At 63.3% G+C, this 24447-nt stretch carries 11 protein-coding genes and 5 pseudogenes; 11 read left to right on the top strand and 5 right to left on the bottom strand.

Annotation, left to right across the window (positions count from 1 at the left end):
- The first annotated feature begins 140 nt into the window (after positions 1-140).
- The 6 genes and pseudogenes from KWO_RS18720 (at position 141) to KWO_RS18695 (ending at position 10733) form a co-directional block, all read left to right on the top strand.
- A complete protein-coding gene (locus KWO_RS18720) occupies positions 141-1211 on the top strand; it encodes an efflux RND transporter periplasmic adaptor subunit (protein WP_010377972.1) in 1071 nt (356 codons plus the stop codon).
- Complete coding sequence (locus tag KWO_RS18715; protein ID WP_010377974.1) at positions 1208-4333, top strand: efflux RND transporter permease subunit; 3126 nt, start codon at positions 1208-1210, stop codon at positions 4331-4333. Before KWO_RS18720 ends, KWO_RS18715 begins: the two co-directional genes overlap by 4 nt.
- A gap of 358 nt (positions 4334-4691) precedes the next feature.
- A pseudogene (locus KWO_RS18710) lies at positions 4692-7380 on the top strand (M1 family metallopeptidase).
- 66 nt (positions 7381-7446) lie between these two features.
- Positions 7447-7989: a GNAT family N-acetyltransferase gene (locus KWO_RS18705; protein ID WP_010377976.1), complete on the top strand. Its 543-nt coding sequence runs from the start codon at positions 7447-7449 to the stop codon at positions 7987-7989.
- A 318-nt stretch (positions 7990-8307) separates the two neighbouring features.
- The gene (locus KWO_RS18700; RefSeq protein ID WP_017113670.1) at positions 8308-9228 is read left to right on the top strand and encodes a TrmH family RNA methyltransferase; all 921 of its coding nucleotides are present in this window, start codon (positions 8308-8310) and stop codon (positions 9226-9228) included.
- The gene (locus KWO_RS18695; RefSeq protein ID WP_010377983.1) at positions 9228-10733 is read left to right on the top strand and encodes a carboxylesterase/lipase family protein; all 1506 of its coding nucleotides are present in this window, start codon (positions 9228-9230) and stop codon (positions 10731-10733) included. The genes KWO_RS18700 and KWO_RS18695 overlap by 1 nt, the downstream gene beginning before the upstream one ends.
- A gap of 33 nt (positions 10734-10766) precedes the next feature.
- Here KWO_RS18695 and KWO_RS23180 read toward each other — a convergent pair whose 3' ends face one another.
- The 3 genes from KWO_RS23180 to KWO_RS18680 all read right to left on the bottom strand — a co-directional run bounded on the left by KWO_RS23180 (position 10767) and on the right by KWO_RS18680 (position 14493).
- A complete protein-coding gene (locus tag KWO_RS23180) occupies positions 10767-11297 on the bottom strand; it encodes a neprosin family prolyl endopeptidase (RefSeq protein WP_235047218.1) in 531 nt (176 codons plus the stop codon).
- Positions 11298-11378: 81 nt separating this feature from the next.
- Complete coding sequence (locus KWO_RS23175) at positions 11379-12158, bottom strand: hypothetical protein (RefSeq protein WP_017112625.1); 780 nt, start codon at positions 12156-12158, stop codon at positions 11379-11381.
- Between the two features lie 364 nt (positions 12159-12522).
- Positions 12523-14493: a glycoside hydrolase family 97 protein gene (locus KWO_RS18680; RefSeq protein ID WP_010377986.1), complete on the bottom strand. Its 1971-nt coding sequence runs from the start codon at positions 14491-14493 to the stop codon at positions 12523-12525.
- Between the two features lie 218 nt (positions 14494-14711).
- Between KWO_RS18680 and KWO_RS18675 the strand changes: the two are divergent.
- Both KWO_RS18675 and KWO_RS18670 read left to right on the top strand, forming a co-directional pair.
- Positions 14712-18178 (top strand): annotated as a pseudogene (locus KWO_RS18675) (glycosyl hydrolase 2 galactose-binding domain-containing protein).
- Positions 18179-18317: 139 nt separating this feature from the next.
- Positions 18318-21248, top strand: a pseudogene (locus tag KWO_RS18670) (TonB-dependent receptor).
- Positions 21249-21517: 269 nt separating this feature from the next.
- Here the strand turns inward: KWO_RS18670 and KWO_RS18665 are convergent.
- Complete coding sequence (locus KWO_RS18665; RefSeq protein WP_017112627.1) at positions 21518-21721, bottom strand: hypothetical protein; 204 nt, start codon at positions 21719-21721, stop codon at positions 21518-21520.
- A gap of 275 nt (positions 21722-21996) precedes the next feature.
- Between KWO_RS18665 and KWO_RS23610 the strand changes: the two genes are divergently transcribed.
- The 3 genes and pseudogenes from KWO_RS23610 to KWO_RS23170 form a co-directional block, all read left to right on the top strand.
- Complete coding sequence (locus KWO_RS23610) at positions 21997-22086, top strand: tryptorubin family RiPP precursor (protein WP_425478882.1); 90 nt, start codon at positions 21997-21999, stop codon at positions 22084-22086.
- A 145-nt stretch (positions 22087-22231) separates the two neighbouring features.
- Positions 22232-23022, top strand: a pseudogene (locus KWO_RS18655) (cytochrome P450); the annotation flags it as partial.
- Positions 22996-23076, top strand: a pseudogene (locus KWO_RS23170) (hypothetical protein); the annotation flags it as partial. The pseudogenes KWO_RS18655 and KWO_RS23170, both read left to right, overlap by 27 nt.
- A 229-nt stretch (positions 23077-23305) precedes the next feature.
- On the opposite strand, the gene KWO_RS18650 reads toward KWO_RS23170, so the two are convergent.
- Positions 23306-24364, bottom strand: a complete 1059-nt coding sequence (locus KWO_RS18650) for a LacI family DNA-binding transcriptional regulator (protein ID WP_010377998.1) — start codon at positions 24362-24364, stop codon at positions 23306-23308.
- Positions 24365-24447 lie beyond the last annotated feature (83 nt).

Here is a 24447-nt window from a genome sequence, read left to right as displayed (position 1 = left end):
AGCACGGCCATGGTCGCGCTGACCAGCGCATCGTGCCAAGGACAGCAAGGGTCTTTGGTCATGGTGCAAAGCGCGTCCTTTCTGTCAATTCATGGCGGCTAGGTCGGTAAACTTTCGACGTACCCCGCCAGGATGTTCTGATGCTTGTTCTGCCCAGCGCGCGCGTTTGCGCCGCGCTCTTGTTGGCCGCTGTCCTGTCCGGTTGTAGCCGTCAGGCCAGCACGCCAGCAGCCGCCAAACCCATTCCGGTCTCTGTGCAGGCGGTGGCCACCCAACCCTGGAACTCGACGGTGCAGTCGATCGCCACGGTGCGTGCGCGCGAATCGGTGGCGCTCACCGCAGCGGTCAGCGATGTGGTGGAGCAGGTGTATTTCGACAGCGGCGACGAGGTCAAGGCCGGGCAATTGCTGCTGCGTCTGCGCGGCAATTCGCAACGGGCCGCATTGACGGCCGCACAGGCCACCTTTGAAGAAACCGACCAATTGTATCGCCGCCAGTTGAGCCTGGTTGGCCAGCAACTGGTGGCCAAATCCACCGTGGATACCCAGCGTGCGTTGCGCGATGCCGCGCAGGCACGGGTGCAGCAGATGCGCGCGGAAATTACCGACCGCGAGGTGCGCGCGCCGTTCTCCGGTGTGCTCGGTATTCGCCAGATCAGTCCTGGTTCGCTGATCACCTCCAGCACGGTGATCGCCACGCTGGACGATGTGGCGCGCATGTACGTGGATTTCCAGGTGCCGGAATCGCAGTTCGGCCTGGTGCAACTCGGCAATGCGGTGAGCGGCAGCGCGGCGGCGTATCCGGGCGCGCAGTTCGAGGGTGAAGTGGTGACCATCGATTCGCGCATCGACGAGACCACGCGCTCGGTGACGGTGCGCGCGGATTTCCCCAACGACGATCGCCGGCTGCGTCCGGGCATGCTGCTGGATGTGCGGCTGTTCCAGCCGGCGCGCCAGGCGGTGGTGATCCCGGAAATTGCGGTGGTGCAGGTGGGGCGCGAATCGTATGTGTTCCGTGTCAAGCCCGACAGCAGCGTAGAGCGCGCCGATGTGCGCCTGGGTGAGCGCCGCGACGGCAAGGTGGAAATTCTTGAAGGCGTCAAGGCCGGTGAGCGCATGGTGGTGGATGGCACCGGCAAGCTGCGTGCGGGCTTGAAGGTGGTGAATCAGGCCCCGCCCGCAGCGGCCCGCCCGCAGGCGGCAGCGCAATGAAACTCTCAGATCTGTCGATCACCCGCCCGGTGATGGCGGTGGTGATGAGTTTGCTGCTGATCGTGCTGGGGGTGATGTCGTTCACCCGCCTCACCCTGCGCGAGTTGCCGGCGATCGACCCGCCCATCGTCTCGGTGGATGTGGAATACACCGGCGCTTCGGCGGCGGTGGTGGAAAGCCGCATCACCCAAGTGCTGGAAGACGCACTCGCCGGTATCGAGGGCATCTCCACCATTGAGGCGCGCAGCCGCAATGGCTCCTCCGATATCAGTATCGAATTCGTGCAATCGCGCGATGTGGAAGCGGCCGCCAACGACGTGCGCGACGCGGTCAGTCGCGTGTCCGACCGCATGCCAGACCAGGCGCGCCCGCCCGAGATTTCCAAGGTCGAAGCCGATGCCGACCCCATCCTGTGGCTCAACATGAGCTCCAGCACGATGGACACGCTGCAGCTGTCCGACTATGCCGAACGCTATGTGGTGGATCGTTTTTCCAGCCTGGATGGCGTGGCGCAGGTGCGGATCGGCGGGCGTCAGCGCTATGCCATGCGCATCTGGCTGGACCGCGACCAGCTGGCCGCACGCCAACTCACCGTCGCCGATGTGGAAGCGGCGCTGCAGAACGAAAACGTGGAGCTGCCCGCCGGCAGCATCGAATCGGCGCAGCGCGATTTCACCTTGCGCGTGGAGCGCAGTTATCTCAAGCCCGAAGACTTCGCCAAGCTGCCATTGAACAAGGGCGAGGGCGGTTATGTGGTACGGCTGGGCGATGTGGCCAGGGTCGAGCTGACCTCGGCCGAGCGGCGTGCGTATTTCCAGAGCAACGGCGTGCCCAACGTGGGCCTGGGCATCGTGCGTAACTCCACTGCCAACGCGCTGGATGTGGCACGCGAAGCACGCGCGCAGGCCGAAGAAGTGCAGAAGTCGCTGCCGCAGGGCACCAATATCTTCGTCGCCTTCGACACCACCACCTTCATCGATGCAGCGGTGGAGCGCGTGTATCACACGTTGGTGGAAGCGGTGGTGCTGGTGCTGGTGGTGATCTGGGTATTCTTGGGCAGTGCACGCGCCGCACTGATTCCTGCAGTGACGGTGCCGGTGTGTCTGATTGCCTCCTTTATCGCGCTGTACGCGTTCGATTTTTCGATCAACCTGCTCACCTTGCTGGCGTTGGTGCTGTGTATTGGCTTGGTGGTGGACGATGCTATCGTGGTGGTGGAAAACATCCAGCGCCGCATCGATCTGGGCGAGCCGCCGCTGGTGGCCGCCAAGCGCGGCACCGGGCAGGTGGCGTTTGCGGTGATTGCGACCACCGCGGTGCTGGTGGCGGTGTTTCTGCCGGTCGGTTTTCTGGAAGGCAATACCGGGCGGCTGTTCCGCGAGTTGGCAGTGGCATTGGCGGCGGCGGTGGCGATTTCGGCCTTCGTGGCACTGACGCTGACGCCGATGATGTCGTCCAAGTTGTTGCGCTCGCACCGGCAGGCCAAGCCCAATCGCTTCCACCAATGGTTCGATGGGCGCATGCAGGCGGTGTCCGGTGCTTACGGGCGCTCGCTGGAGCGGCATGTGCACCGCACCTGGATCTTTGCGCTGCTGATGCTGTTGGCGCTGGGCGCCAGCGCATGGCTGATGGGCCGCATTCCTTCCGAACTGGCACCGGCTGAAGACCGCGGCAATTTCCAGATCATGATCGATGGCCCGGAAGGTGCCGGTTTCGATTACACGGTGGGGCAAATGCATCAGGTGGAAGCCATCCTGCGCCCCTACGTGGGCCCGGACAAACCCATCGTGCGTGCCAACCCGCGCGTGCCTGGCGGCTTTGGCAGCAGCGAGGAGATGCATACCGGCCGCGTCAGCGTGTTCTTGCAGGACTGGCAAAAACGCAACCGCCCCACCACCGAAGTGGCCGATGAGGTGCAGCAGAAACTCAATGTGCTCAGCGGCGTACGCGCACGCACACAGGTGAGCGGCGGGCTGGTGCGTAGCCGCGGGCAACCGTTCCAGCTGGTGCTGGGCGGGCCGGATTACGCAGAAATCGCGCAGTGGCGCGATCGCATCCTGCAGCGCATGGAAGCCAACCCCGGCCTGGTCGGCCCCGACTCGGATTACAAGGAAACCCGCCCGCAAATGCGCGTCAATATCGACCGCCTGCGCGCGGCCGATCTGGGGGTGCCGGTGACTGCGATTGGCGGCGCACTGGAAGCACTGATGGGCTCGCGCCGCGTCACCACCTTCGTCGACAACGGCGAGGAATACGACGTCATGCTGCAAGCCGGGCGCGAAGGTCGCATGGCGCCGGAAGATCTCACCGCGATCCGCGTGCGTTCCAACCGTGGTGAGCTGATTCCGCTTTCCAACCTGGTGACCTTGAGCGAAGTGGCCGAAGCCGGCACCTTGAATCGCTTCAATCGCCTGCGTGCAATCACGATCACCGCGGGCCTGGCGCCGGGCTATCCGCTCGGCGATGCCATCGCCTGGGCGCAGCAGGCGGCGCAGGAAGAATTGCCCGAATATGCGCAGGTCGACTGGAAGGGCGAATCGCGCGAGTACCAGCAATCCGGCAGTGCGGTGTTGTTGACCTTCGGCATGGCGCTGCTGGTGGTGTATCTGGTGCTGGCCGCGCAGTTCGAAAGTTTTGCGCATCCGTTGGTGATCATGCTCACGGTGCCGTTGGCGGTGCTGGGGGCGCTGGTGGGCCTGTGGCTGACCGGCGGCACACTCAACCTGTTTAGTCAGATCGGCATCGTGATGCTGGTAGGCTTGGCCGCCAAGAACGGCATTCTGATTGTGGAGTTCGCCAACCAGTTGCGCGATGAAGGTCGCAGCGTGCATGCGGCCATCGTGGAATCGGCATCGGTGCGTTTGCGCCCGATCCTGATGACCTCGATTGCAACAGTGGTTGGTGCGATTCCGCTGGTGGTGGCGGGTGGGCCCGGCTCGGCCAGCCGCGCCACCATTGGCGTGGTGGTGATTTTCGGCGTGTCGCTGTCGACGTTGTTGTCGCTATACGTGGTGCCAGCGTTTTACAGCCTGATCGCCCCATACACCAAGTCGCCGGAAGCGGTGGCGCGTCAGCTGGAAAGCTTGGAAGCGCAAGCGCCTTCGGTGGGTGGGCATGCCTGAAGGAGGAGGCCGGCTGCTTAGCTGCTGCCGGTGTTCGCCGATGCGGGAACGGTGCAAGGCCGTCGATGCCCATCGCCAGCATGTGCGCACGCGCAACTGAGCGTCCGGCAGTGCATTGCGCTGCGCAATCTCCTCGATGCGCGGTGCATGCAGAGCAATGCAATACGTCTGGTAAGGCGATCCACGGGAGACCGTCGCTGCAAGGGCCGTAACGGCGTCAAGCCAAGACGGGCGTGTGTGGTGGCTGGAGTTGCCTGCGCGGCGCAGCGTTGGTTTGGCCTGGTTGCCAACCAATGGCCCATGACAGTCATGGATGAAATATGGTGCACTTCGAAGATTGTTATAACCGGAGTTGCCGATGCGTCGTTTTGCCTGCCTGTTTGTTCCTTCCCTGCTCACGTTGTGCTGCGGCAATGCGCTGGCGCAGTCGTCCGGCGAACCAGTTCCCAATGGTCGCCTACCGACCTGGGCAGTACCGGAGCGCTACAGCCTCGCGCTCAAGATCGATCCGGAACAAACCCAATTCAGTGGCCGCATCACCATCCGCGTGCAGCTCAAGCAGGCGTCCGACCATCTCTGGATACACGGCAAGGAATTGCAGGTCAGCAAGGTCACCATCACGCCGGCTAAGGGCAAGGGCAAAGGCAAGCCGTTGACCGCACGCTACGTGGAAGCCGATGCGCAGACCGGCCTGGCGCGGTTGGATTTTGGCCGCACGCTCACGCCGCAGACGCTCACCGTGGAGATCACCTACAGCGCGCCGCTCAACCAGCAACTGCAGGGCCTGTACCAGGTGAAATACCAGGGCAAGGCATATGCGATGACGCAGATGGAGCCGATCAGTGCGCGTTGTGCGTTCCCGGGCTTCGATGAGCCCGCCTTCAAGACGCCGTTCGACATCAGCCTGACCGTGCCCAGCGGCGACCAGGCCCTGGCCAATACCATCGCCACCTCGACCAAGCCGGCCGGAAAGGGCTGGAAGACGGTCACCTTCGCCCCGACCGTGCCGCTGCCGACGTATCTGGTTGCCTACGCCGCCGGCCCGTGGGACGTGGTGGACGTGGCGCCGATGCCGGCCACGCCGCAGCGCCCCAACGCCACGCCGTTGCGCGGCATCGCCGCCAAGGGCCAGGGCCCGCGCATTACCCCCGCGCTGGACCAGACTCCGGCCATCATCGCCGCACTGGAGGATTACTACGCCTTCGGCTATCCATTCGACAAACTCGATCTGGTCGCCGCACCGGACTTCAGCGCCGGCGCGATGGAAAACCCAGGATTTGTGACCTTTCGCGATTGGCTGCTGTTGCTGGACAAGGATTCGCCGGCAGAGAACGTGCAGCGCTCCTTCAACGTCAATGCGCACGAACTGGCGCATCAGTGGACCGGCGATGCGGTGACTATGGAATGGTGGGACGACCTGTGGCTCAACGAAGCGTTCGCCACCTGGATGCAGCAGAAGATCACCATGCAGCTGCACCCGGATTACAACGCCAATCTGGACCGTATCAGCGGCGCGCAGCGCGCGATGGAGAACGACAGCCTGGTGAGCGCGCGCAAGATTCGCCAGCCGATCACCGGCAATGGCGATATCGAAACCGTGTTCGACGGCATCACCTACCAAAAGGGTGCTGCGGTGCTGGCGATGTTTGAAGCTTTCGTCGGCGAAGACGTGTTCCGCGAGGGCATGCGTGCGTGTATCGCCAAGCACAAGTTCGGTAATGCCACGGCCAGACGATCTGGTCGATGCGATCGCCGAAGCGGCCGGCAAGGGCGACGATTTCAAGGCCGCATTCCGCAGCTTCCTCAATCAACCGGGTGTGCCGTATCTGCAGACCGAGGTTGCCCGCGAGCGCGGCAAGACCGTGGTCAAACTGCAGCAGCAGCGCTATCTGCCGCTGGGGTCCACCGGCTCCACCGCGCAGCAATGGGGCATGCCGGTGTGCGTGAAGTACGGCAAGGCTAAGAACCAAGTGGGTACCGCCTGCCAGTTGCTCGAAGACGGCAGCGGCAGCATCGTGCTGGAAGCCGCCGGCAAGAACACCTGGGTGTTCCCGAATGCGCGTGGCGCCGGCTATTACCGCTTCTCGCTGCCCAAAAAGCAGTTGGCGGCGCTGGGTAAGCAGGTCGGCCAGCTGGACGACAACGAACAGCTCGCCTATGCCGATGCGATCAATGCGGCGTACCGCCACGGCGATGCCGACAACGCGGCCGTGCTGGCGGCGATTACGCAGCTGGCGCCATCGAAATCGGCCGATGTCTCTACCGCGCTGGTGGATCGCTTCGTGTGGATCTGGCGTTACCAGGCAACGACCGAGGCGCAGCGCGGCGCATTGCGCAAGCCTGCCGAACAGGCGTACCTGCCGCGTCTACGTGCATTGGGCTACACGCGGCGCAGCGGCGAGTCGGTCGACGACACCGCATTGCGTGCGTCGCTGGTCGGCCTGTTCGCATTGCGTCTGCAGAACGCAGAGGTACGCAAGGCACTGCTCGCACAAGGCGATGCGGTACTGGCCGGCGGCAACGGCGCACTGGATTTCTCCGCCGCCAACCCGGACCTGCTCGGCACCGTGTTGGCGGTGACCGCGCAGGAGCGCGGCGCACCGGCAGTGCAGACGCTCATCGATGCACTGCGCACGCACGCCGACCCAGCCCAACGCAACGCCATGATCGCCGCACTGGGTGCGGTGCAGGATCCGGCGCTGCTGAAGCAGGTGCGTGATTTCGCATTGACCGATGCGATCAAGGTAGGCGAAATGAAAAGCCTGCTGATGCGCGGACACAGTTACAAGAGCTCTCACGATTCGATGTGGACCTGGTTCACCGCCAACTTCGACCGCATCGTGCAACGCAGCGGCTCGTTCGACGGTGGCGGCTTGCCGGCGCTGGGCGCGGCCGGTGGCTGCAGCATTGAAGAAGCCGATCGCCTGGATGCGTTCTTCAAGCCGCGCCTGGCCAAGCTCAGTGGCGCGGACCGTGGCCTGGCCCAGACTGGCGAAACCATCCGCCTGTGTGCCGCGCTGAAGCAGGCGCAAACCGTCAAGCGTTGAGTTGCAGCGTGCGCCCGGTGTGCGCAGTATCGGCGCAGTCGATACTGCGCATGCCAGGGCCACGCAATGGACGAATCGCTGATGCTGCACGGAGAAGGCTTCGTGCTGCGCCGCTGGCGCCAGGACGACCTGGAGGCTTTGTTGCGGCATGCCAACGACCCGCTGGTGCCGCGCGGATTGAGCGAGCGATTTCCTCATCCATACACACGTGCCGACGGCGAGGCATTCCTGGCCGGGCGCGTGGTTGATCTGCAGCATCCGGTGCTGGCCATCGAGATCGGTGGCCAGGCCCGCGGCACGATTGCAGTGCGCACAGGGCAGGGCGAGCGACGCTTCTCGGCCGAGCTGGGCTATTGGATTGGTCGCGCGTATTGGGGCCGCGGCTGGATGACGCGCATCGTGGACACGTATGTCGCCTGGGCGATGCAGACGCTACCGCTCTATCGTGTGCAGGCCACCGTGCTCGATACCAACCCTGCATCGGCCAAAGTGTTGCTATGCAATGGCTTTGTCGAAGAAGGTGTGAGCCGCTGCGCGCTGGTGAAGCCGGATGGGCTGCACGATCTACGTGTGTTTGCACGGGTGAACCCGCCTGCTGCTGCGGCTTGAATGCCCGTTTGCGTGCCTTCGCTCGCTCATTGCAGGCGCGTGATTGCGATCCTTACGTGATGAATATTCACCACAGGCGGCCCACTGATCCTGCTAGCCGTCCATCGCCTCAACCTCGTCGCCCGCAGGCCGCAAGACCTTCAACCTGCCTCAGCCCGGCCGCGCCGTATACGGCCCATCGCGCCAGTGGCTTACCATCGTCGGCACTGCGCCTGCGGCAGCGGCCTTGCCGGTGCTGCAGCATGACCAACACACACTGCGAAACGGCCGGAAACAGCCGTTCCGCACTGCAAGCAATACGAATGATTGGATACGACGATGACACAGCATGATGGACGCGGCGGACGGCCGCCACGCGACGGCGGCTCCGGTGCCTCGCACAACCCGTGGGGCCGCGTTGCGCCGCGCACGCCTGCGCCACGTAGCGCAGGGCCCCGCGCGCCGGCGCAGCGCACCCCCGCCATTGCGCCACCGCCCGCCGCTGCGGCGAGCAGCAACGCGCGCGAGGTGCGGCTGTACGGCATCAATGCTGTGCAGGCCGTGTTCAAGGCGCGCCCGGAGGCGCTGCGCAAGCTCTATCTGAGTGAGGCGCGCATTCCACAGTTCAAGGCGCTGCTGGCCTGGTGCGTGACTCAACGCATCGGCTATCGCGTGGTGGAAGAGGCCGATCTGGGCAAGCTCGCTGCCAGTGCGCACCATGAAGGCATCGTGGCCGAGGTGCTGCGCGTCACCCCGCAATCGTTGCAGGAGTGGCTGGCCGCCTTGCCGCAGGGCCCGGTGCTGGCGCTATGGCTGGATGGGGTGGGCAACCCGCATAACTTCGGCGCGATGTTGCGCTCGTCAGCGCACTTCGGCGTTGCGGGTCTGTTGCTGCCGGCCGCCTCCACGCTCGGCTTGTCCGGCGCAGCGGCACGGGTGGCCGAAGGCGGTGCCGAGGCGGTGCCGCTGGTGCAACTGCCCGACACCGCAACCGCGATGGCGCAATTGCGTCAGGCTGGTTTCGCCATTGCTGCCACGCTGGTGGATGGCGGCCAGGATGTGTTCGCCGCCGCGTTGCCGCAGCGCCTGGTGTACGTGATGGGCGCAGAGAGCGAAGGCATGGACCGCGCATTTGCGCGCGACTGCGATCTGCAGCTGTCGATCCGCGGCAGCGGCAAGGTGGAAAGTCTCAACGTCGCCTCGGCCACTGCAGTCTTCCAGGCCGCCTGGCACGCACGCGTGCTCACCGGAGAACACTGATGTTGCATCTTTCTGCGTTGCTGCTTGCGAGCAGTTATGTGTTCAGCGCGAGCGCGTTTGCTGTAACGCCTGCCGCACCTCCCGAGGTGCGCACCGATCATGGCGCGGTGCGCGGCCAATGGCAGGACGACGGTAGCGCAGTGTTCCGGGCAATTCCCTTTGCCGCGCCGCCGCTGGGCGCGCTGCGTTGGCGCCCGCCGCAGCCCATTGCGCCATGGACGCAGGTGCGTGATGCCACCCAGGCCGCTACGCCATGCGTGCAGCCGGCACTGGGGTGGAACAACGCCATGGCCAAGCGCGGTACCGAGGATTGCCTGTACGTCGAAGTGCAGACGCCCAAGCTGCATCCGGCCAAGCCGCTGCCGGTGTTCGTGTGGATCCACGGTGGTGCCAATGTGGCCGGCGGCGCCGATGGGCATCTGCCCACCAACCTGGTGGCGCAGGACATGCTGGTAGTGACGCTGCAATACCGGCTGGGCGTGCTGGGCTTCCTGTCGTTGCCGGAGCTGAGTGATGGCGACAACGAAGCCGCCGGTAATGTTGCCTTGCTCGACCAGATCGCTGCGCTGCGATGGGTGCACGACAACATCGCGCAGTTCGGTGGCGACCCCGCGCGGGTGACCATCGCTGGGCAATCGGCTGGGGGCCAGGATGTAGGTCTTTTGATGCTCAGCCCGCTCGCGCGCGGCCTGTTTTCGGCGGCGATCGAACAGAGCGGCACCGCCGGCTTCGGCCTGCCGGCGCGCAGCCTGGAAGATAACCGTGCACTGGGTGTCAGCATCGCTAAGCGTGCAGGTATCGACGATCCGGCCACGCGCCTGGCGCAGCTGCGCGCATTGCCGGCCGAGCAACTACTCAAGGCCGCGCAAGGCGTGGATGTGCCGGCGCTGGATGACGACGGCTACATCTGGCTGCAGGCGGTGGTCGATGGACGCGCGCTGCCACGTGCGCCGGCCGAACTGCTGGCTGCCGGCGCGCAGGCAAAGGTGCCGCTCTTGATCGGATATGTGGTGCAGGAACTGCGCTATGGCGGCGAGGAGGGCGCCCAGAAGCGGGTGCGCCGCGACTATCCCGACCAAGCCGATGCCATCCTGCAAACGCATCGCGCCGACATCGCGCAGCGCGCCGCGCGGCAAGGCAATGCGTCCATGCAGTTGTCCACCGATCTCACCTTCCGCTGCCCGGCGGTGACCATGGCGCAACGCCAGGCTGCGCTGGGCGTACCGGTCTGGCATTACATGTTCGATACCGCCGTGTCCGGTGGGCAGGTGACGCATAGCGCGGAGTTGCCGTTCCTGTTCAAGAACCTGCCGATCGGCCAGCCGCCGGTGAGCCTACAGCGCTATTGGGCCGCGTTCGTGCGGCATGGCAATCCGAATACCAAGGGACTGCCTGCCTGGCCGGCGTTTGCACCGACGCATGCAGGGCTACAGTTCGATGCGCGTGGCGTGCATCAGATCAAGGACGTTCGCCCGGGCGCGTGTGCGCATCTCGATCTGCCGTAAGCACGCGCACTGGGCAGTGCGCGCGCAAGCGATTTAGCGCGGACAGCCAGGTCCGCCAAAATAGAAACCTCCGGTGCGCATCTCCGGCGCTGGGCTGGCGCGAGTGACGCCGGTTCCCAGCGCATACGGATAGCCGTAGCCAACCAGCGCCATCGTGTAGCAGGCCGGCTGGACCACACTCATGTTCGATAGCGCCCGCACCGGATAAGTGGTCATGTTGGCATCGCGATAGAAGTGGTTGGCCTGGAATGCTGCTTGTCCATAGCCGGCGGTCGCGATCTGACCACTACCCATGCGTGGGCTGGGAATGCCACTCCTGGTCGAAACTTCGCCGCCGGCGGTCACATATCCGGCATGTCCTTCGCCGAGCTCGCCCGAGTACAGGGTGGCCTTGTAGTAGCCGATCCATTCGCCGTCGATGCGTAACCACCAATTGCCGTCGGTATTGCGCTGAAACTCCACGCCCATCAGCGTCTGCTTGCCTCTTGCAACACTGTAGCCTGCACTGGGACGACTCCCTAGGATTTGCAGGTTACTGGTCTGTACGAAATCGGCGCAATCCAGATTGTGGCAGCCGGTATGGGCATAGCCGTCCTGGGTGGAGTAGATGAATACGATCGGAAGATTGCCCCAGCCTGCGGCTGGCTACGCTTCCCAACCCACTTCCAAGGTCTGTGTTTGCTGGGTGTCGCTCTGACCGACGATCCACACTTGACTGATGGTCTGTTGCTCATCGCTACTGCGCAAGGCCGGCGCCCAGAGGTTGATGTCGGCACCGGCGCCGGTGACCGCGGCATTGCCGGTGTCGAAGTACACCGTGGAATAGTAGTGACCGTCGGACACGGCAGCCGGGCTGACGCTGGTGCGGCTGGCCGCCAGCGTCAGGCTATCCGATTGCAGGAAGGCTTGCAGGTTCGCGTGCCGGGCGAGGTCGGCGATGCCGATGCGTTGCAGCGGAACGGTGCCTTGCGGGCAACGCTGTGCATCGGTCGCCGCTGCCTGCGGGCCACGCGCAGCAAGCTGCGGCGGTGTCGCCGCCTGCCGCCCATCGCGCATGCCTGGCTGTTGTGCCTGTGCAATGCAGTCGAATACCTGCGGACCTTGATGCAGCGTGGCAAGTACCGACACCCCGTTATAACGATTGAACAGATAGCGTTGCATCTCGGCGAACGCGGTCGGGTCGGCGACCTTGGCCGTCGCCGCGCGATGGCCGTAGTCGCTGCGCGTCTGGGTTTGCCAGAACTGCTGGAAGTCGGCAGTGACTTGCGGAAATGCCAACGATAGCGCGCGCGCACTGCGTTGCGCCGCCTCTTGCCCATCGACCACCTGCGTGGTGGCGGCGGTGCGCAGCAACGGCGGCATCCACGTGTCGATCTGCTGATCGCGGTTGGCCGAAATGGAGGGCGCCAGCAGGTTGGCCGCCATGCTTGGCGACGCGAGGGCGCAGGCGATCAGCAGGGGCAGCAAGCAGCGGGCACGTTGTGGCCGAGACGAATGAAGGGGCATCGAGGTCTCCTTTGCGCCATGGAGAGACTGCGTGCACGCGGCGTAACATGCAGCACAGTGCAATCGACACGGCGATCGCGCTATGCGCGATGGTGTGCCGGCGATGAAGCGTGTGCATGGTAGTGCCCGCTAGCGCGTCTGCACGCGCGGCGTCGCGTTGCGTGACCGAAGGCATGTAACAAGTGCGATGGGCTACGCCTAAGCGTCATTGCATGCAATGCAATGACGCCCACGGAACGACACATTGCGCAACCGTGGCGGCGATCACCTCATTGCCGGCCGGCTACCTCTCCTCTGCCTGCAGCCTGATTGCGACACCGCCGCTAGCCGCCAATGTCAGCCGCAGCGTGTCCTGCTGGCTGAGCGTACGGGTGTCGATGCGTACCTGTGTTGGTGCTTGGCCATCGGCATAAATAGTGGCCGTCCAGTTGCCCCGGCCCAGGAACGACAACGGCACCTCCATCGTGCGCGCCTGCTCGTTGGTCATCGCACCCACATACCAGTCTTTGCCGCTACGCCGCGCTATTGCAATGTGTTCGCCGATGGCGCCGTCCAATGCGCGCGTCTCGTCCCAGCTTGCAGGCACGTCGCGCAGGAACTGCGCCGCAGGCACGTTTTCGTATTGCTCGGGACTGTCGGCAACCACCGCAAACGGACTTTCGTAGACCACGTACATCGCCAGCTGCTGCGCACGCGTGGTCATCACCTGCGGCCCGAAGTGCTGTGGCTTGAAGTCAGCCGGGCGGACATTGCGGAAGCCGCCGGGCGTGTAATCCATCGGCCCGAGCAACATGCGCGTAAACGGCAGCGTGAGATTGTGCGTAGCGGTGATGCGCGCGCTCCACTTGTTGTACTCGGCACCGAGTACACCCTCTTGAGTGAGGTAGTTCGGATAGGTGCGGGTCAGCCCGGTCGGGTGATACGCACCGTGCAGATCTACCAGTAACTTGTGCTCGGCAGCCTTGCTCAGCAGGCGATGGTAGAAGTCCACCATCTGCTGATCGTCGCGGTCCATGAAATCGACTTTGATGCCCTTGATACCGAGTTGCTGGTACCAGGTGAGCGCTTCGTCCATGTGCGCATCGAGCGCGCGCCAGTGCGCCCACAGCCACAGCCCGACGTCGCGCTTGCGCGCGTAGTTCACCAGACCGGGCAGATCGAGGTGCTCGACCGGACGGAGAATATCCGCATCGGCGTTGTACTGACCATCGCCGGTACTGCCGTAACACCAACCATCGTCGATCAGCATGTATTGCAGCTTCAACTCCTGCGCGTGGTCGATGTAGCGCTGGATGGTGGCGGTATTCATGCCCGGGTTTGCCACGCCGCTGGCCAGGCTGCCCGACCACCAATCCCACGCCGATTTGCCCGCGCGTACCCAACCCGCATCGAAGGCGGGCGGCGGATTGAGTGCAGAAATCAGGTTGGATTCGATCAGGCTCGCCGGGTTGTCGGCCAGCATGATCACGCGCCATGGCGTCGCAAAATCGCGGCCCTGGGCATCAATGCTGACCGCCACCGTGGGGTCGTCCAGGCGCGGCGACAGTTTTGCCGCTACGCCCAGCCTGCCATCGGGCCGGCCGGTGAGATACAAGCCGGCGTAATCGCGCAGATTCGCTTCGCCGATCGCAAGCGTGGTGCCATTGACATCGGTCTGGCACACCAGCGGTAACTCAAGCAGAGTGTGCGCGCGCAATTTGGATGCGGCGATCGCATCGTATTCGCCCTCGTGACTGGTTCCGAAGCGACCCAGATTCAAGTTCCAGCAGCGGTAATCCTGCGGGAACGCGAAGCTGGTGAGTTCATCGCGAATGCGAACCTGCCCTGCATCCGGAAGCACGTAACGCAGCGCGACACCGTCGTCATACGCACGCAATTCGATGTTGAGCTTGCGCTGTTTCGCATCGATCAGCTGCACGCGCAGTTCTCGATAGTGGTCGCGTACCTGTCGCGTCTTTCCAACCGTCAAGGTAAAGCGGCTGTCGTGCAGCTCGGTCGTACTGCGTTGTAGCGTCATGTCCTGGCCGAGCTTGTTACCGCGGCCCAGATCCAGCCCGAGCGGTGCATCGTCGAGCACGAGCGTGTTGCGATACAGCACGCGATAGCTGGGTACGCCACCGGCGCGTAACGTGAATTCCACTTGCGTGCGTGCATCGGGTGATTGCACGCGTAAGTGCTGTGCGACAGCGGGTGCAGCGATCAAACACAACAACGCGCATGCCGCAGCGAATGCGGACTGGATCAGGTTTCGCATGATTCCCTCCTCCTGGGATTGCTAACCCTAACGCAGAAAGGTTGTTGTCGATATCTAGCTGGGGTAACGTTACCTCGCACCATGGCCGCTGAAACAGGGGCGGCAGCCACGGGCGGCATCACTAAGGACATGACGCAAAACGTCCGCAAGACGGTTTGCCGATTGCGTCGAAGCGATGTGCACCGTTGTGTGGCAGTAGAGCTTGGGAGAGGCCTCTAATGCTGATGGTTCGCAACGCGTTCCGACGTGGAGCGCTGTGGTTGTTGTGTGGCTGCATGGGCTGGACTGCAGTGGAGGCTGCGCCTGCCAATGACCGCCTGGTCCGTACGACGTGCGTGTGCTTGCGGGCGGCGTTGCGCTGAACAAGCAGCTCGCCACCGGGACGCCGTTGTTGTCTGCCAATGCGGACTGGAGCGTCTCCGGATGGGTGCGCCCATCACGTTCGATCACAGGCCCTGCATTGATTGTCGGCGTCGGCGATCCGCAAGGCGCCGGCCGCTACTTCACGATTGATGGCGGCAAACTCGGCTTTACGCAGGGCGCCGACAACGTGCTGCGTAGTACACACCCTTTGCCGGCGCAGACCTGGACGCAAGTGGCGGCAGTGGCACGGGGCACACGTCTGACGCTGTACGCCAACGGCCGCAAGGTTGCCAGTGGTCGCGTGCAACAGGCGGCCGTTGCGCCGATGCTGGTGTTCGGCCCACGCCCACAACCAGCGGCGTATACGCAACACTTCGGCGGCGATATCGCAGGCTTTACTGCGCAGGCTGGTGCGCTGGATGCCGATGCCATTGCACGGCTCGCCGTACATGCGCCGGATCCGGCACTGCAACGCTTCGAAGATGCATCGCCAAGTTGGCGCTTACAGGTCAAACAGATGGCCGGCCAGCTCGAGCCACAGCCGGCTGCAACGCTGCCGCGCAGCGCCGCTGCGTTCTCGGCGCCGGTTGCGCAGCAGGTACCGCATGCGCCTGCGCTGCAAGCGCTGGACGCCACATCCTGGCGTGTGGGTGCATGGCAACTGGCTGCTGCACCCGAGCTTGGGCAAGCGAACGGCGCCACGCTGTCGCGTAGCGACTACGCCGCCGGCAAGGCCGCATGGCGTGCGGCCACCGTACCCGGTACCGTGCTCACCACACTGGTCGACCGTGGGGTGTATCCGGATCCGGATATCGGCCTCAACAATATGGCCATCCCCGAAGCGCTGAGTCGGCAGGATTGGTGGTACCGCAGCAGTTTCGACGTTCCTGCCGCCGCGCAAGGCAAGCGTCTGGAATTGCTGTTCAACGGTATCAACTATGCCGGCGAAATCTGGTTCAACGGTGTGGAGATTGGCCGCACGCGCGGTGCGTTCGCACGCGGTCGTTTCGATGTCAGCAAACAACTCAAGCCCGGTCGTAACACGATCGCGGTGCGGGTGTCGCCGCCGCCACATCCTGGCATTGCGCACGAGCAATCGATGAGTGCAGGCGTGGGCGAAAACGGTGGTATGCAGGCCCTGGATGGGCCGACCTTTATCGCCAGCGAGGGTTGGGATTGGATTCCAGCCGTGCGCGACCGCAACGCCGGTCTGTGGCAAGACGTGCAACTGCATGCCAGTGGCCCGCTCGCACTCGGCGATACCCAGGTGTTGACCGCGCGGCTGGCGCCGGATCATCAAACTGCCGAGCTCGAAATCAATGTGCCGCTGCGCAACGACACGGCCGCTGCGGTGCACGGCACTGTACAGTTGGCCTTCGGCGATGTGACGATCCAGCGCCAGGTGACAGTGCCGGCCGGCGGCAGCGCGCTGAAGTTCACCGCGGCCGATACGCCGCAGCTGCGCATCGCCAATCCACGGCTGTGGTGGCCGAACGGCTACGGCGAGCCTGCGCTGTACACGCTGCAGATTGGTGTCGATGTGGCGGGCGCGCGTTCGGACGCGCAGCAGCTGCGCTTTGGCATTCGCGAGGTGACCTACGAACTGTCGTTGTTCGACGACGATGGCGCACTGCGCCGCGTGCTGGTCGATCTCAACCAGGCCCGCCAGCGTGGTGAACGCATCGTCGATGTGCGCCATGCAGCGATTCGGCCGGTTCCCGGTGGTCATGCGCAATCGCTGTATCCCGCTGCGCTGACCTCGCCGGCAGTGCAACAGCTGGACGATTCCACGCTGGCTCCGCAACTGGTCATCCGCATCAACGGCGTACGTATTGCGGTGAAGGGCGGTAACTGGGGCATGGACGATTGGCGCAAGCGCGTGTCGCGTGAGCGGTTGGAGCCGTACTTCCGCCTGCAGCGCGATGCGCATTTCAATGTGGTGCGCAATTGGGTCGGGCAGAACACCGAAGCAAGCTTCTTCGAGCTGGCCGACGAATACGGCATGTTGGTGCTCAATGATTTCTGGCAGTCCACGCAGAACTACAACATGGAGCCGGCCGACGCGGCACTGTTCCTGGACAATGCCGCTGAAGTGATCAAACGCTTCCGCAATCATCCCTCCATCGTATTGTGGTTTGGCCGCAACGAAGGCGTGCCAGCGCCCATTCTCAACGAAGGCCTGGACACGCTGGTCGCCGAACTCGACGGCACACGCTGGTACACCGGCAGTTCCAACGAGATCAATCTGCAGGGCAGTGGGCCGTACAACTACCGCGAGCCGGTGGCGTACTTCAACACATTGGCGCAGGGTTTCTCGGTGGAAGTGGGCACGCCATCGTTTTCCACGCTGGAGTCGTTTAAGGCGTCGGTGCCGGCAGTTGGCGACCAATGGCCGATCAGCGATGCGTGGGCGTATCACGACTGGCACCAGTCCGGTAACGGCGACACCAACAGCTTCATGCGCACGCTTACCGACAAGCTGGGTACACCGACCAGCCTGGACGATTTCGAGCGCAAGGCACAGCTGCTCAATTACGAAACCCATCGCGCCATCTTCGAAGGCTTCAACGCGCAGTTGTGGAGCAAGAACAGCGGGCGCCTGCTCTGGATGAGCCACCCGGCGTGGCCGAGCAACATGTGGCAGATCTACAGCCACGACTACGACACCCACGCCGCTTATTACGGCGTGCGCAATGCGGCCGAGACGCTGCATGTGCAGATGAACCTGCCGGGGCATGAGGTGGTGGTGGTCAACAACGCCGCCGAGCCGGTACGCGGGCTGCGCGTGCGTGCGCAGGTGTATGCCAATGACGGCACGCTGCTGCAACAGCGCGAACAAGCGCTGGATGCCGCAGCGGTGGCAGTGTCGGCGCCCGTGCTGCAGTTGGCGCCGTTGCTGAAGGATACCAACGGGTTGGGCTTTGTGCGTTTGCAGTTACTCGACCGCGATGCGGTAGTGCGATCACGCAACTTCTATTGGGTGGCGCGCGATGCAGCGGCGATGCGTGGACTGGGCGCACTCGCGACGGTGCCGCTGCAGCTCACCACGCAGCTGCAGGAGGGCAACGAGGCCGTGCTGCGCGCCACTGTGCGCAATCGGTCGCAGCAGGTGGCGCTCAATACCAAGCTGACCCTGGTGGACGCGCAAGGCCACCGCATCCTGCCGGCGTACTACAGCGACAACTATCTGAGCCTGGTGCCAGGCGAAGAGCGCGTGGTGGAAATTCGCGGTCCGTCCGCGGCCATCTTGCGCAACGCCACACTGCAATTACGTGGCTGGAATGCCGAACCATCGACAGGCGTCGCCAGCGGGCCTCCGTAGCAACGTCTGCGTGTTGCCGCGCCGTGCCGTGCACGGTACTCGCACTGACGCACCGCCTGGTGCGTCAGCCAATACCGCATTGCCGTGCCGATAATGCCAGTCGAAACGGTCGTGGATTTGTCATCCCTGGGAGGGGACCATGAACAAGCTGCATTCGAACACCCGCCATACCCCATTTGGCCGCCGCACTCGCGACTGCGCTCACCCTGCTTGCCGGCGGTGCGAGCGCACAAGACACTGCCACCACTCCAGGCGTCACCGAACTGGACAAGGTGATGGTCAAGGGCGTGCGCGGTGCGCAGGCCGAGGCCATCGAAAACAAGCGCAGCGCCGCGCAGATCATCGATTCGATCTCTGCCGAAGACATCGGCAAATTGCCCGACGTCACCATCACCGATTCGCTGCAGCGCGTGCCTGGCGTGCAGATCCGGCGCTCGGCCGGCGAAGGTTCGCAGCTCAATATCCGCGGCATGCCGCAGGTGCAGACCACCATGAATGGTGAGTTGTATCTGAGTGCAGGTGGCGGCGATCAGTATGGTCAGCCGAACATCGGCCGCGCACAGCCGGACTTCGTGGATATTCCACCGACGTTGGCGTGGACGTCATCAAATCGCCCACCGCCGCCGATCTGGATGGCGGCATCAGCGGCACCGTCTCGTTGAAGACGCGGAGACCGTTCGATCTGCCGGAAGGCTGGACCTTCAGCGGTCAGGCCGAAGGCTCGTACGGCGATCGGGTGCAGAAGGCCAACGCGTTGTATTCGGGGCTGGCCAGCTTCCGCACCGAGCGTTGGGGTGCATTGCTGGCGGTGTCGTATTCGGACGCCACACTGGAAAACAAGCATCCCAGCGTCTATTCCAACGGCGCACAAAAATCCACTGAACAGGACGTCGGTTTCGATTTCAACGGCAATGGACGTATCGGCAGCAATACCGACCCGAGTAATCTGCCACGCGACTATTTCTACAATTGGGTTGCCACCGAACTGGATAACCGCAGCACTGATCGCCAGCGCACCGGCGTCAACGGCTCCTTCCAGTTCAACATCAACGCTTCGTGGACGGTGTTGGCGGACGCGGCCTACACCAAGCTCGAAGACCACGACACCTCGGTTGCCGCGCAGCTGCACACCGGTTGGGCGACCAATCAGTTGCAGCCCGGATCGGTGGTCGATTCCAATGGCGTGCTGGAGTACGGCAACTTCCGTTACAACCGCTTTCAGGCGCATTCGATGGCTTGGGTGGCCGATTCGGATGCGCTCAATACCAGCCTGGAATTGCGTTACGACGACGGTGGCCCGTTCCGCGCTTCGTTCCGTTGGGTGCATGGCGATGCGCAGCGCACCTACGACGAGGCGCGTGCCGACGCGGCGGTGACGCGCGGCGACCAGATCCCACGTGCCGGCGGCGTGACCCAGTGGGCCAACGTCAACGGCCTGCCCACCGTGGATGCATCGGTGGATCTCCGCGGCACCTATCCGGCGGTGAACCTCGCTACCGATGTGTCCAATCCAGACAACTGGCAGCTGATGTCCACCTGGGCGCAGGGCAACAAGATCGAGGCCAAGATGGACGCATTGCGCGCCGACGGCACCTTCGAATTCGATGAGGGCGTGGTGCGTGGCTTCCAGTTCGGCATTCGCTATGGCGAGCGCGATTTCAAGCTGGACACCTATCGTTATCTGTCGCCGGTGTCGTCCAGCTGCGCCGACCCGAACCGTTCGTTGTACTACTACAAGGATCCGCTGATTGTGGATACCTGCAGTGGCGTGTCCGAAGCGCGCTTGCTGCCGTTCAATTCGATTCCCGGTTATTGGGCGTATTTCAACGACTTCGATCCGCTCAAGGTGACTGGCCTGGGGAGCCAGGGTCTGCCGGCGATCAACCCGCAGGCAATGAAAGACCCTATCGCCTATCTCAACAGCTTGTATCCGGGCAACGTGGCGTATCAGCAGGCGGCCGATTCGTATCAGGTCACCGAAAAAACCAGCTCGGCCTATTTCATGGCCCACCTGGAAGGCGGCACCGGCACGCGCGTGCCGTGGACGGCCAACATTGGTGCACGCATCGTGCAGACCAAGCTGGCAATCGACCAGTACTTGAGCAGCGGCAACGTTTACATCGGCAATGTCGAATGGAATGGCGTCAGTCCGGCGATCGGCACCAGCCGCCTCAATCGTCAGTACACCGATGTGCTGCCCAGCGCCAATCTGTCGCTGGACATCACCGACGCGCAGAAGCTGCGCTTTGCCTACAACAAGGCGGTTGCGCGTCAGGATCTGCCGGATCTGGGACGCGGTCTGGTGAGCTTCTATGCGGTCAACGGCACGCCGCCACGTAACCCGTCGCTGCCATCGGATGCGGTGCTGTTTCTCAACGGCCGCTCGGGCAATCCGGATCTGGATCCGTATCGCGCCACCAACTACAACGCCTCGTGGGAATGGTATTTCGCCGATGCCTCGTTGATCAGCGTCGGTGCGTTCCTTATCGATGTGAAGTCGTTCCCCACCACCGTCACCAACATCGAGCCATTGCCCGATGCGGATGGCGTCGTGCGCGCGGGCGGTCCGGTCGAGCGCATCGTCAATGGTGGTGGCGGCAAGATCAAGGGTTTCGAAATCGGCTACCAGCAGGCCTTCGATTTCCTGCCGGGCTGGTGGAGCGGCTTCGGCACCAACATCAACTACACCTTCTCCGATGCCGATACCGACAACGCCGACATCGAGGGCAACACGCTGCCGATCGGCGACAACTCCAAGCATCAGGCCAACGCGGTGCTGTGGTATCAGAAGGACAAGCTGCAGGCGCGGGTGGCCTACAACTGGCGCAGCAAGCGTTTCAGTCAGGTCAATAGTTCCGCATGGGGCGATGAGCTGGCGATCTGGAATGATGACGTCGGCTATCTGGATGCGTCGTTGAGCTATGACGTCAACGAACACCTGACCTTGTACGCCCAGGCCACCAACCTGACCGGTGAAAGCGAGCGCCGGTACGCGCAGTGGACCAATCACTACTTCGACCAGAACATCTTCGAGCGCCGCTACTACGCAGGTCTGCGTTTGCGCTTCTGATGTGATGCGCTGAATGAAATGCATCGATGTGCGACACGGCGCAACCCCCGCGCCGTGATGCATATGCTGTTCTGTCATGCCTATCCAAGCGGTCATTGTGCATTCTTCCCGTCGCCGTTTGATACGGCGCTGCAGTCCGTTCAGCGGTAACGCCCAACACCCTCCCATTCGGCCGCATCGTCGGGAAGCGATGCGGTTTTTTTTGCGTGTGGCGCCGACGCCTGTCCACTCGTGCTGGCAGTTGAGATGCCGTTGCGTGCCTTCTTTGCTTATCGTCGATGGAGTGCCATCGTCCGGGCGCTATGTTCAACAATGGGTTTGCGCATTTCCTGATTCGCCCTGACCTTCAGCTGCAGCACCTGCGCACTTATCGCGAAACCAGCGCGATAGAAGGTCACGATGACGTCCTGGCTGGAAACGTCGGACCGGCTCCTCGCGTCAGCGATGCCGAAAGCGCACAGCATGGAAAACATCAGGAAAACCACGCTGTTTGCAGGGCTCGAGCAAAAGTCTGGCTGAGGGTTAGGGCTACTCAGGCGAAATTTTGATTTCCAAGGCGATGCGGAGCTCGTGCAAGCATGGGCCGTCGATGAATGTGTGCACACACGCAAGTTTCTGCCGTTGCATGGTCGGTCAGCCATGCGTAGCATTCGTGTTGCGGGCTCAACCATTATCGCTCGCACGCAAGTATCCGCTGATTGTGTATTTGATAAAGTCCCCCGAAAGGGCAATCCCTCCTTACATAAGGATTTCGCTCATGAAGATACTTTTTTCGATCAAGCACATGCTGGCCTCTCGCAAGAGTCTCAAGTCCGCCTCTTGGACCGAATATTTTTAAATGGCTCGAAGCGCGTTGCGGCTGTGCCATGGCAATGGCAGCCGCACCGTGTTTTCGTAGCGTTCTTCGTAATGTGAGTTAGTACGACCTCGCCCGCGCGAGGTGTGGCACTGCCGGACGCGGGCATCACCGAGCAGGAGGGCACATGCTTGCTTCCAGCGCTGATGGGTTTGCCAGGGCGACGGTGTTCGCACCGCGCTTGCAGGCGCTGTTGGGCGAGCACGTCGGCAAGGAGGTTTTCCGGCTGGATGCAGATACGGTGGGCGTTGCTGGTGCCGAGTTGACGCACCGATTGCTTGATGCGCGTGCGGCGACCGAAGCGGAGCGACCCACCTTCAAGCCGCTGCATGGGCGCTCGATCCCGCGCACTGACGCTTCCAAACTGATGCAGGCTCTCGGGCGCGATGTGCGCGAAGCGTTGAAGCGTCCTGTGTCGGCTGACCTGGATTTATGCGGGCCATGGCCGCACGTGGGTCATGTGTATCTGCGCGATCTGTTGTTGGCTGGCGATCCGCTGCGATTGCGCCTGTTGATGGATCGCATGCTTCAGTTGACGCCGAAGTTGACTTGGGCTGTCATCGCCGCCGGCGCGGCAATGCCGTTCAAACTGCAGTACAACGCCTCGGCCCTGGCCACGTTGACCGCAGCAGCCGGCAGCTACGATGAGCGCCGCTACGCAATGGGCTTGTATCGGCGCACGGCGGCGCCGGTGTGTCTCAGTATTTCGACACTGGTGGCGAATGCGCTATGGCTGGGATCGCCCTTCGATCCAGCAGTGCCCAGCCGTCATATCGTCTACGAATCGCTGCGCTTGCTGCCGCCGTCATGGAACATCCTGCGTAACGCATCGCCGGATATCCTGCGCTTGATAGCCGCATCGGCAGTGGCGACGATGTGCTGGTGCTGCCATTGCTGAGTCATCGCGATCCCGCGCTGTGGGAGGCTCCGGAAGCGTTTCGGCCAGAACGCTGGGATCATCTCGATCCGGACAATCACCCGGGCTATTTGCCATTCGGGCATGCGTCCGAGCGCTGTTGGGGGCGCCATATGGTGATGCCACTGGCCGAGCGCTTGCTGGATGCCCTGCGCAGTCAGGGCTTGGCCGCTGATCCCAAACAACGCAAGGCAATGGTTCCGTTGACCGGCCTGCTGGGCGTTGCCCAGGTCGATGTCGTGCGCCACTAGCGAATCAGTTGTGTTGGGACTTCACGGTGTCGCGCTACACCTTAGGCGGCCCCGCCGTTGAGCCACGCTTGACCAGCGTGTACTTCATCACCTGATGCACGCCGGGGGCGGTGTCGCCCTTGCGGCGTTGACGAATCGCATCGGCCAGCAACGAGACGGCGGCGCGGCCCATCGCGGTGACCGGTTGATGCACGGTGGTGAGTTCGGGCCAGATGGTCGTGGCCACCGGCGTATCGTCGAAGCCGGCGATGGAGACATCTTCGGGCACGCGCAAGCCCAAGCCCAAGCCATGCGCAACCGCCACCGCTGCGGCGGCCATGTCGTCGTTGCTGCAAAAGATCGCAGTTGCGGGTTGCGGCTGCGCCAACAGGCTGCGCGCGGCGAGCAGCCCGGAGTGGTAGGTGAACAACCCTTCGGCGATCAATGCATCTGCGACAGGTAAACCGGCAGCCTGCAAGCTGTCGAGATAGCCGTTGGCGCGTAGTGCGCTCGGGGTGTGTTTGGGGTCGCCCTTGATCAACGCGATGCGACGATGCCCGAGTTCGATCAGGTGGTCGACGATGGCGCGGGCAGCCTGGTAGTCGTCGATCCGCACCGAGCTGATTTGCGCCATGGGTGCGCCGCTGGCCACCGCCACCACCGGGATGCCGCGTGCATCGAGTTCGGCAATGGTCTGGCGCGAATCGCATAACGGCGGCGGCAGGATGACGCCATCGACGCCGGCAGCGAGCAGGCGCTCGGTGGCCGCTCGCTGGCTGCGGATGGCGCCGCACTTTTCCACCATGACCTGGCTACCAGTGAGGCTGCTCTGCTCGAGCAAGCCGAGCATGAATTGATTGAGATAGGCCGCGCTGGGGTTGCTATACAACACGCCGATACGCAGCAACCCGCTGGTGCGTAACGAGCGGCCGGCGAGATTGGGCCGGTAGCCCAATGCCTGCACCGACGCCTCCACACGCACGCGCATCGCTTCGCCCACATGCGGGTGGCGGTTGATTACGCGCGAAGCGGTCATCGGCGAGACGCCGGCGTGTTTGGCGACATCCAACAACGTCGCCGCATTGTTCGCACTGCCTTGCCGCTTGGCCACCATTGTGTGTGCTCATCCTGGGTAGAAGCGAATGCGCGCTACAGATTCGAGGTTTAAGGCGACAACCAAAAGCAACCAATCAAGCG

Origin of the sequence: Xanthomonas vasicola pv. musacearum NCPPB 4379, from assembly GCF_000277895.2 — a bacterium.
GTDB classification, from domain to species: domain Bacteria; phylum Pseudomonadota; class Gammaproteobacteria; order Xanthomonadales; family Xanthomonadaceae; genus Xanthomonas; species Xanthomonas vasicola.
Note: the sequence above shows the minus strand (reverse complement) of the source record. Positions and strands in the feature narration are given on the sequence as shown.

What these genes read in the sequence shown, in the direction of transcription:
- KWO_RS18715 (WP_010377974.1), top strand. Translation starts at nt 1,208, where the DNA reads ATGAAACTCTCAGATCTGTCGATCACCCGCCCGGTGATGGCGGTGGTG.
- KWO_RS18700 (WP_017113670.1), top strand. Translation starts at nt 8,308, where the DNA reads ATGACACAGCATGATGGACGCGGCGGACGGCCGCCACGCGACGGCGGC.
- KWO_RS23175 (WP_017112625.1), bottom strand. Translation starts at nt 12,158, where the DNA reads ATGGCGGCCAACCTGCTGGCGCCCTCCATTTCGGCCAACCGCGATCAG.
- KWO_RS18720 (WP_010377972.1), top strand. Translation starts at nt 141, where the DNA reads ATGCTTGTTCTGCCCAGCGCGCGCGTTTGCGCCGCGCTCTTGTTGGCC.
- KWO_RS18705 (WP_010377976.1), top strand. Translation starts at nt 7,447, where the DNA reads ATGGACGAATCGCTGATGCTGCACGGAGAAGGCTTCGTGCTGCGCCGC.
- KWO_RS18665 (WP_017112627.1), bottom strand. Translation starts at nt 21,721, where the DNA reads ATGTTTTCCATGCTGTGCGCTTTCGGCATCGCTGACGCGAGGAGCCGG.
- KWO_RS18650 (WP_010377998.1), bottom strand. Translation starts at nt 24,364, where the DNA reads ATGGTGGCCAAGCGGCAAGGCAGTGCGAACAATGCGGCGACGTTGTTG.
- KWO_RS18680 (WP_010377986.1), bottom strand. Translation starts at nt 14,493, where the DNA reads ATGCGAAACCTGATCCAGTCCGCATTCGCTGCGGCATGCGCGTTGTTG.
- KWO_RS18695 (WP_010377983.1), top strand. Translation starts at nt 9,228, where the DNA reads ATGTTGCATCTTTCTGCGTTGCTGCTTGCGAGCAGTTATGTGTTCAGC.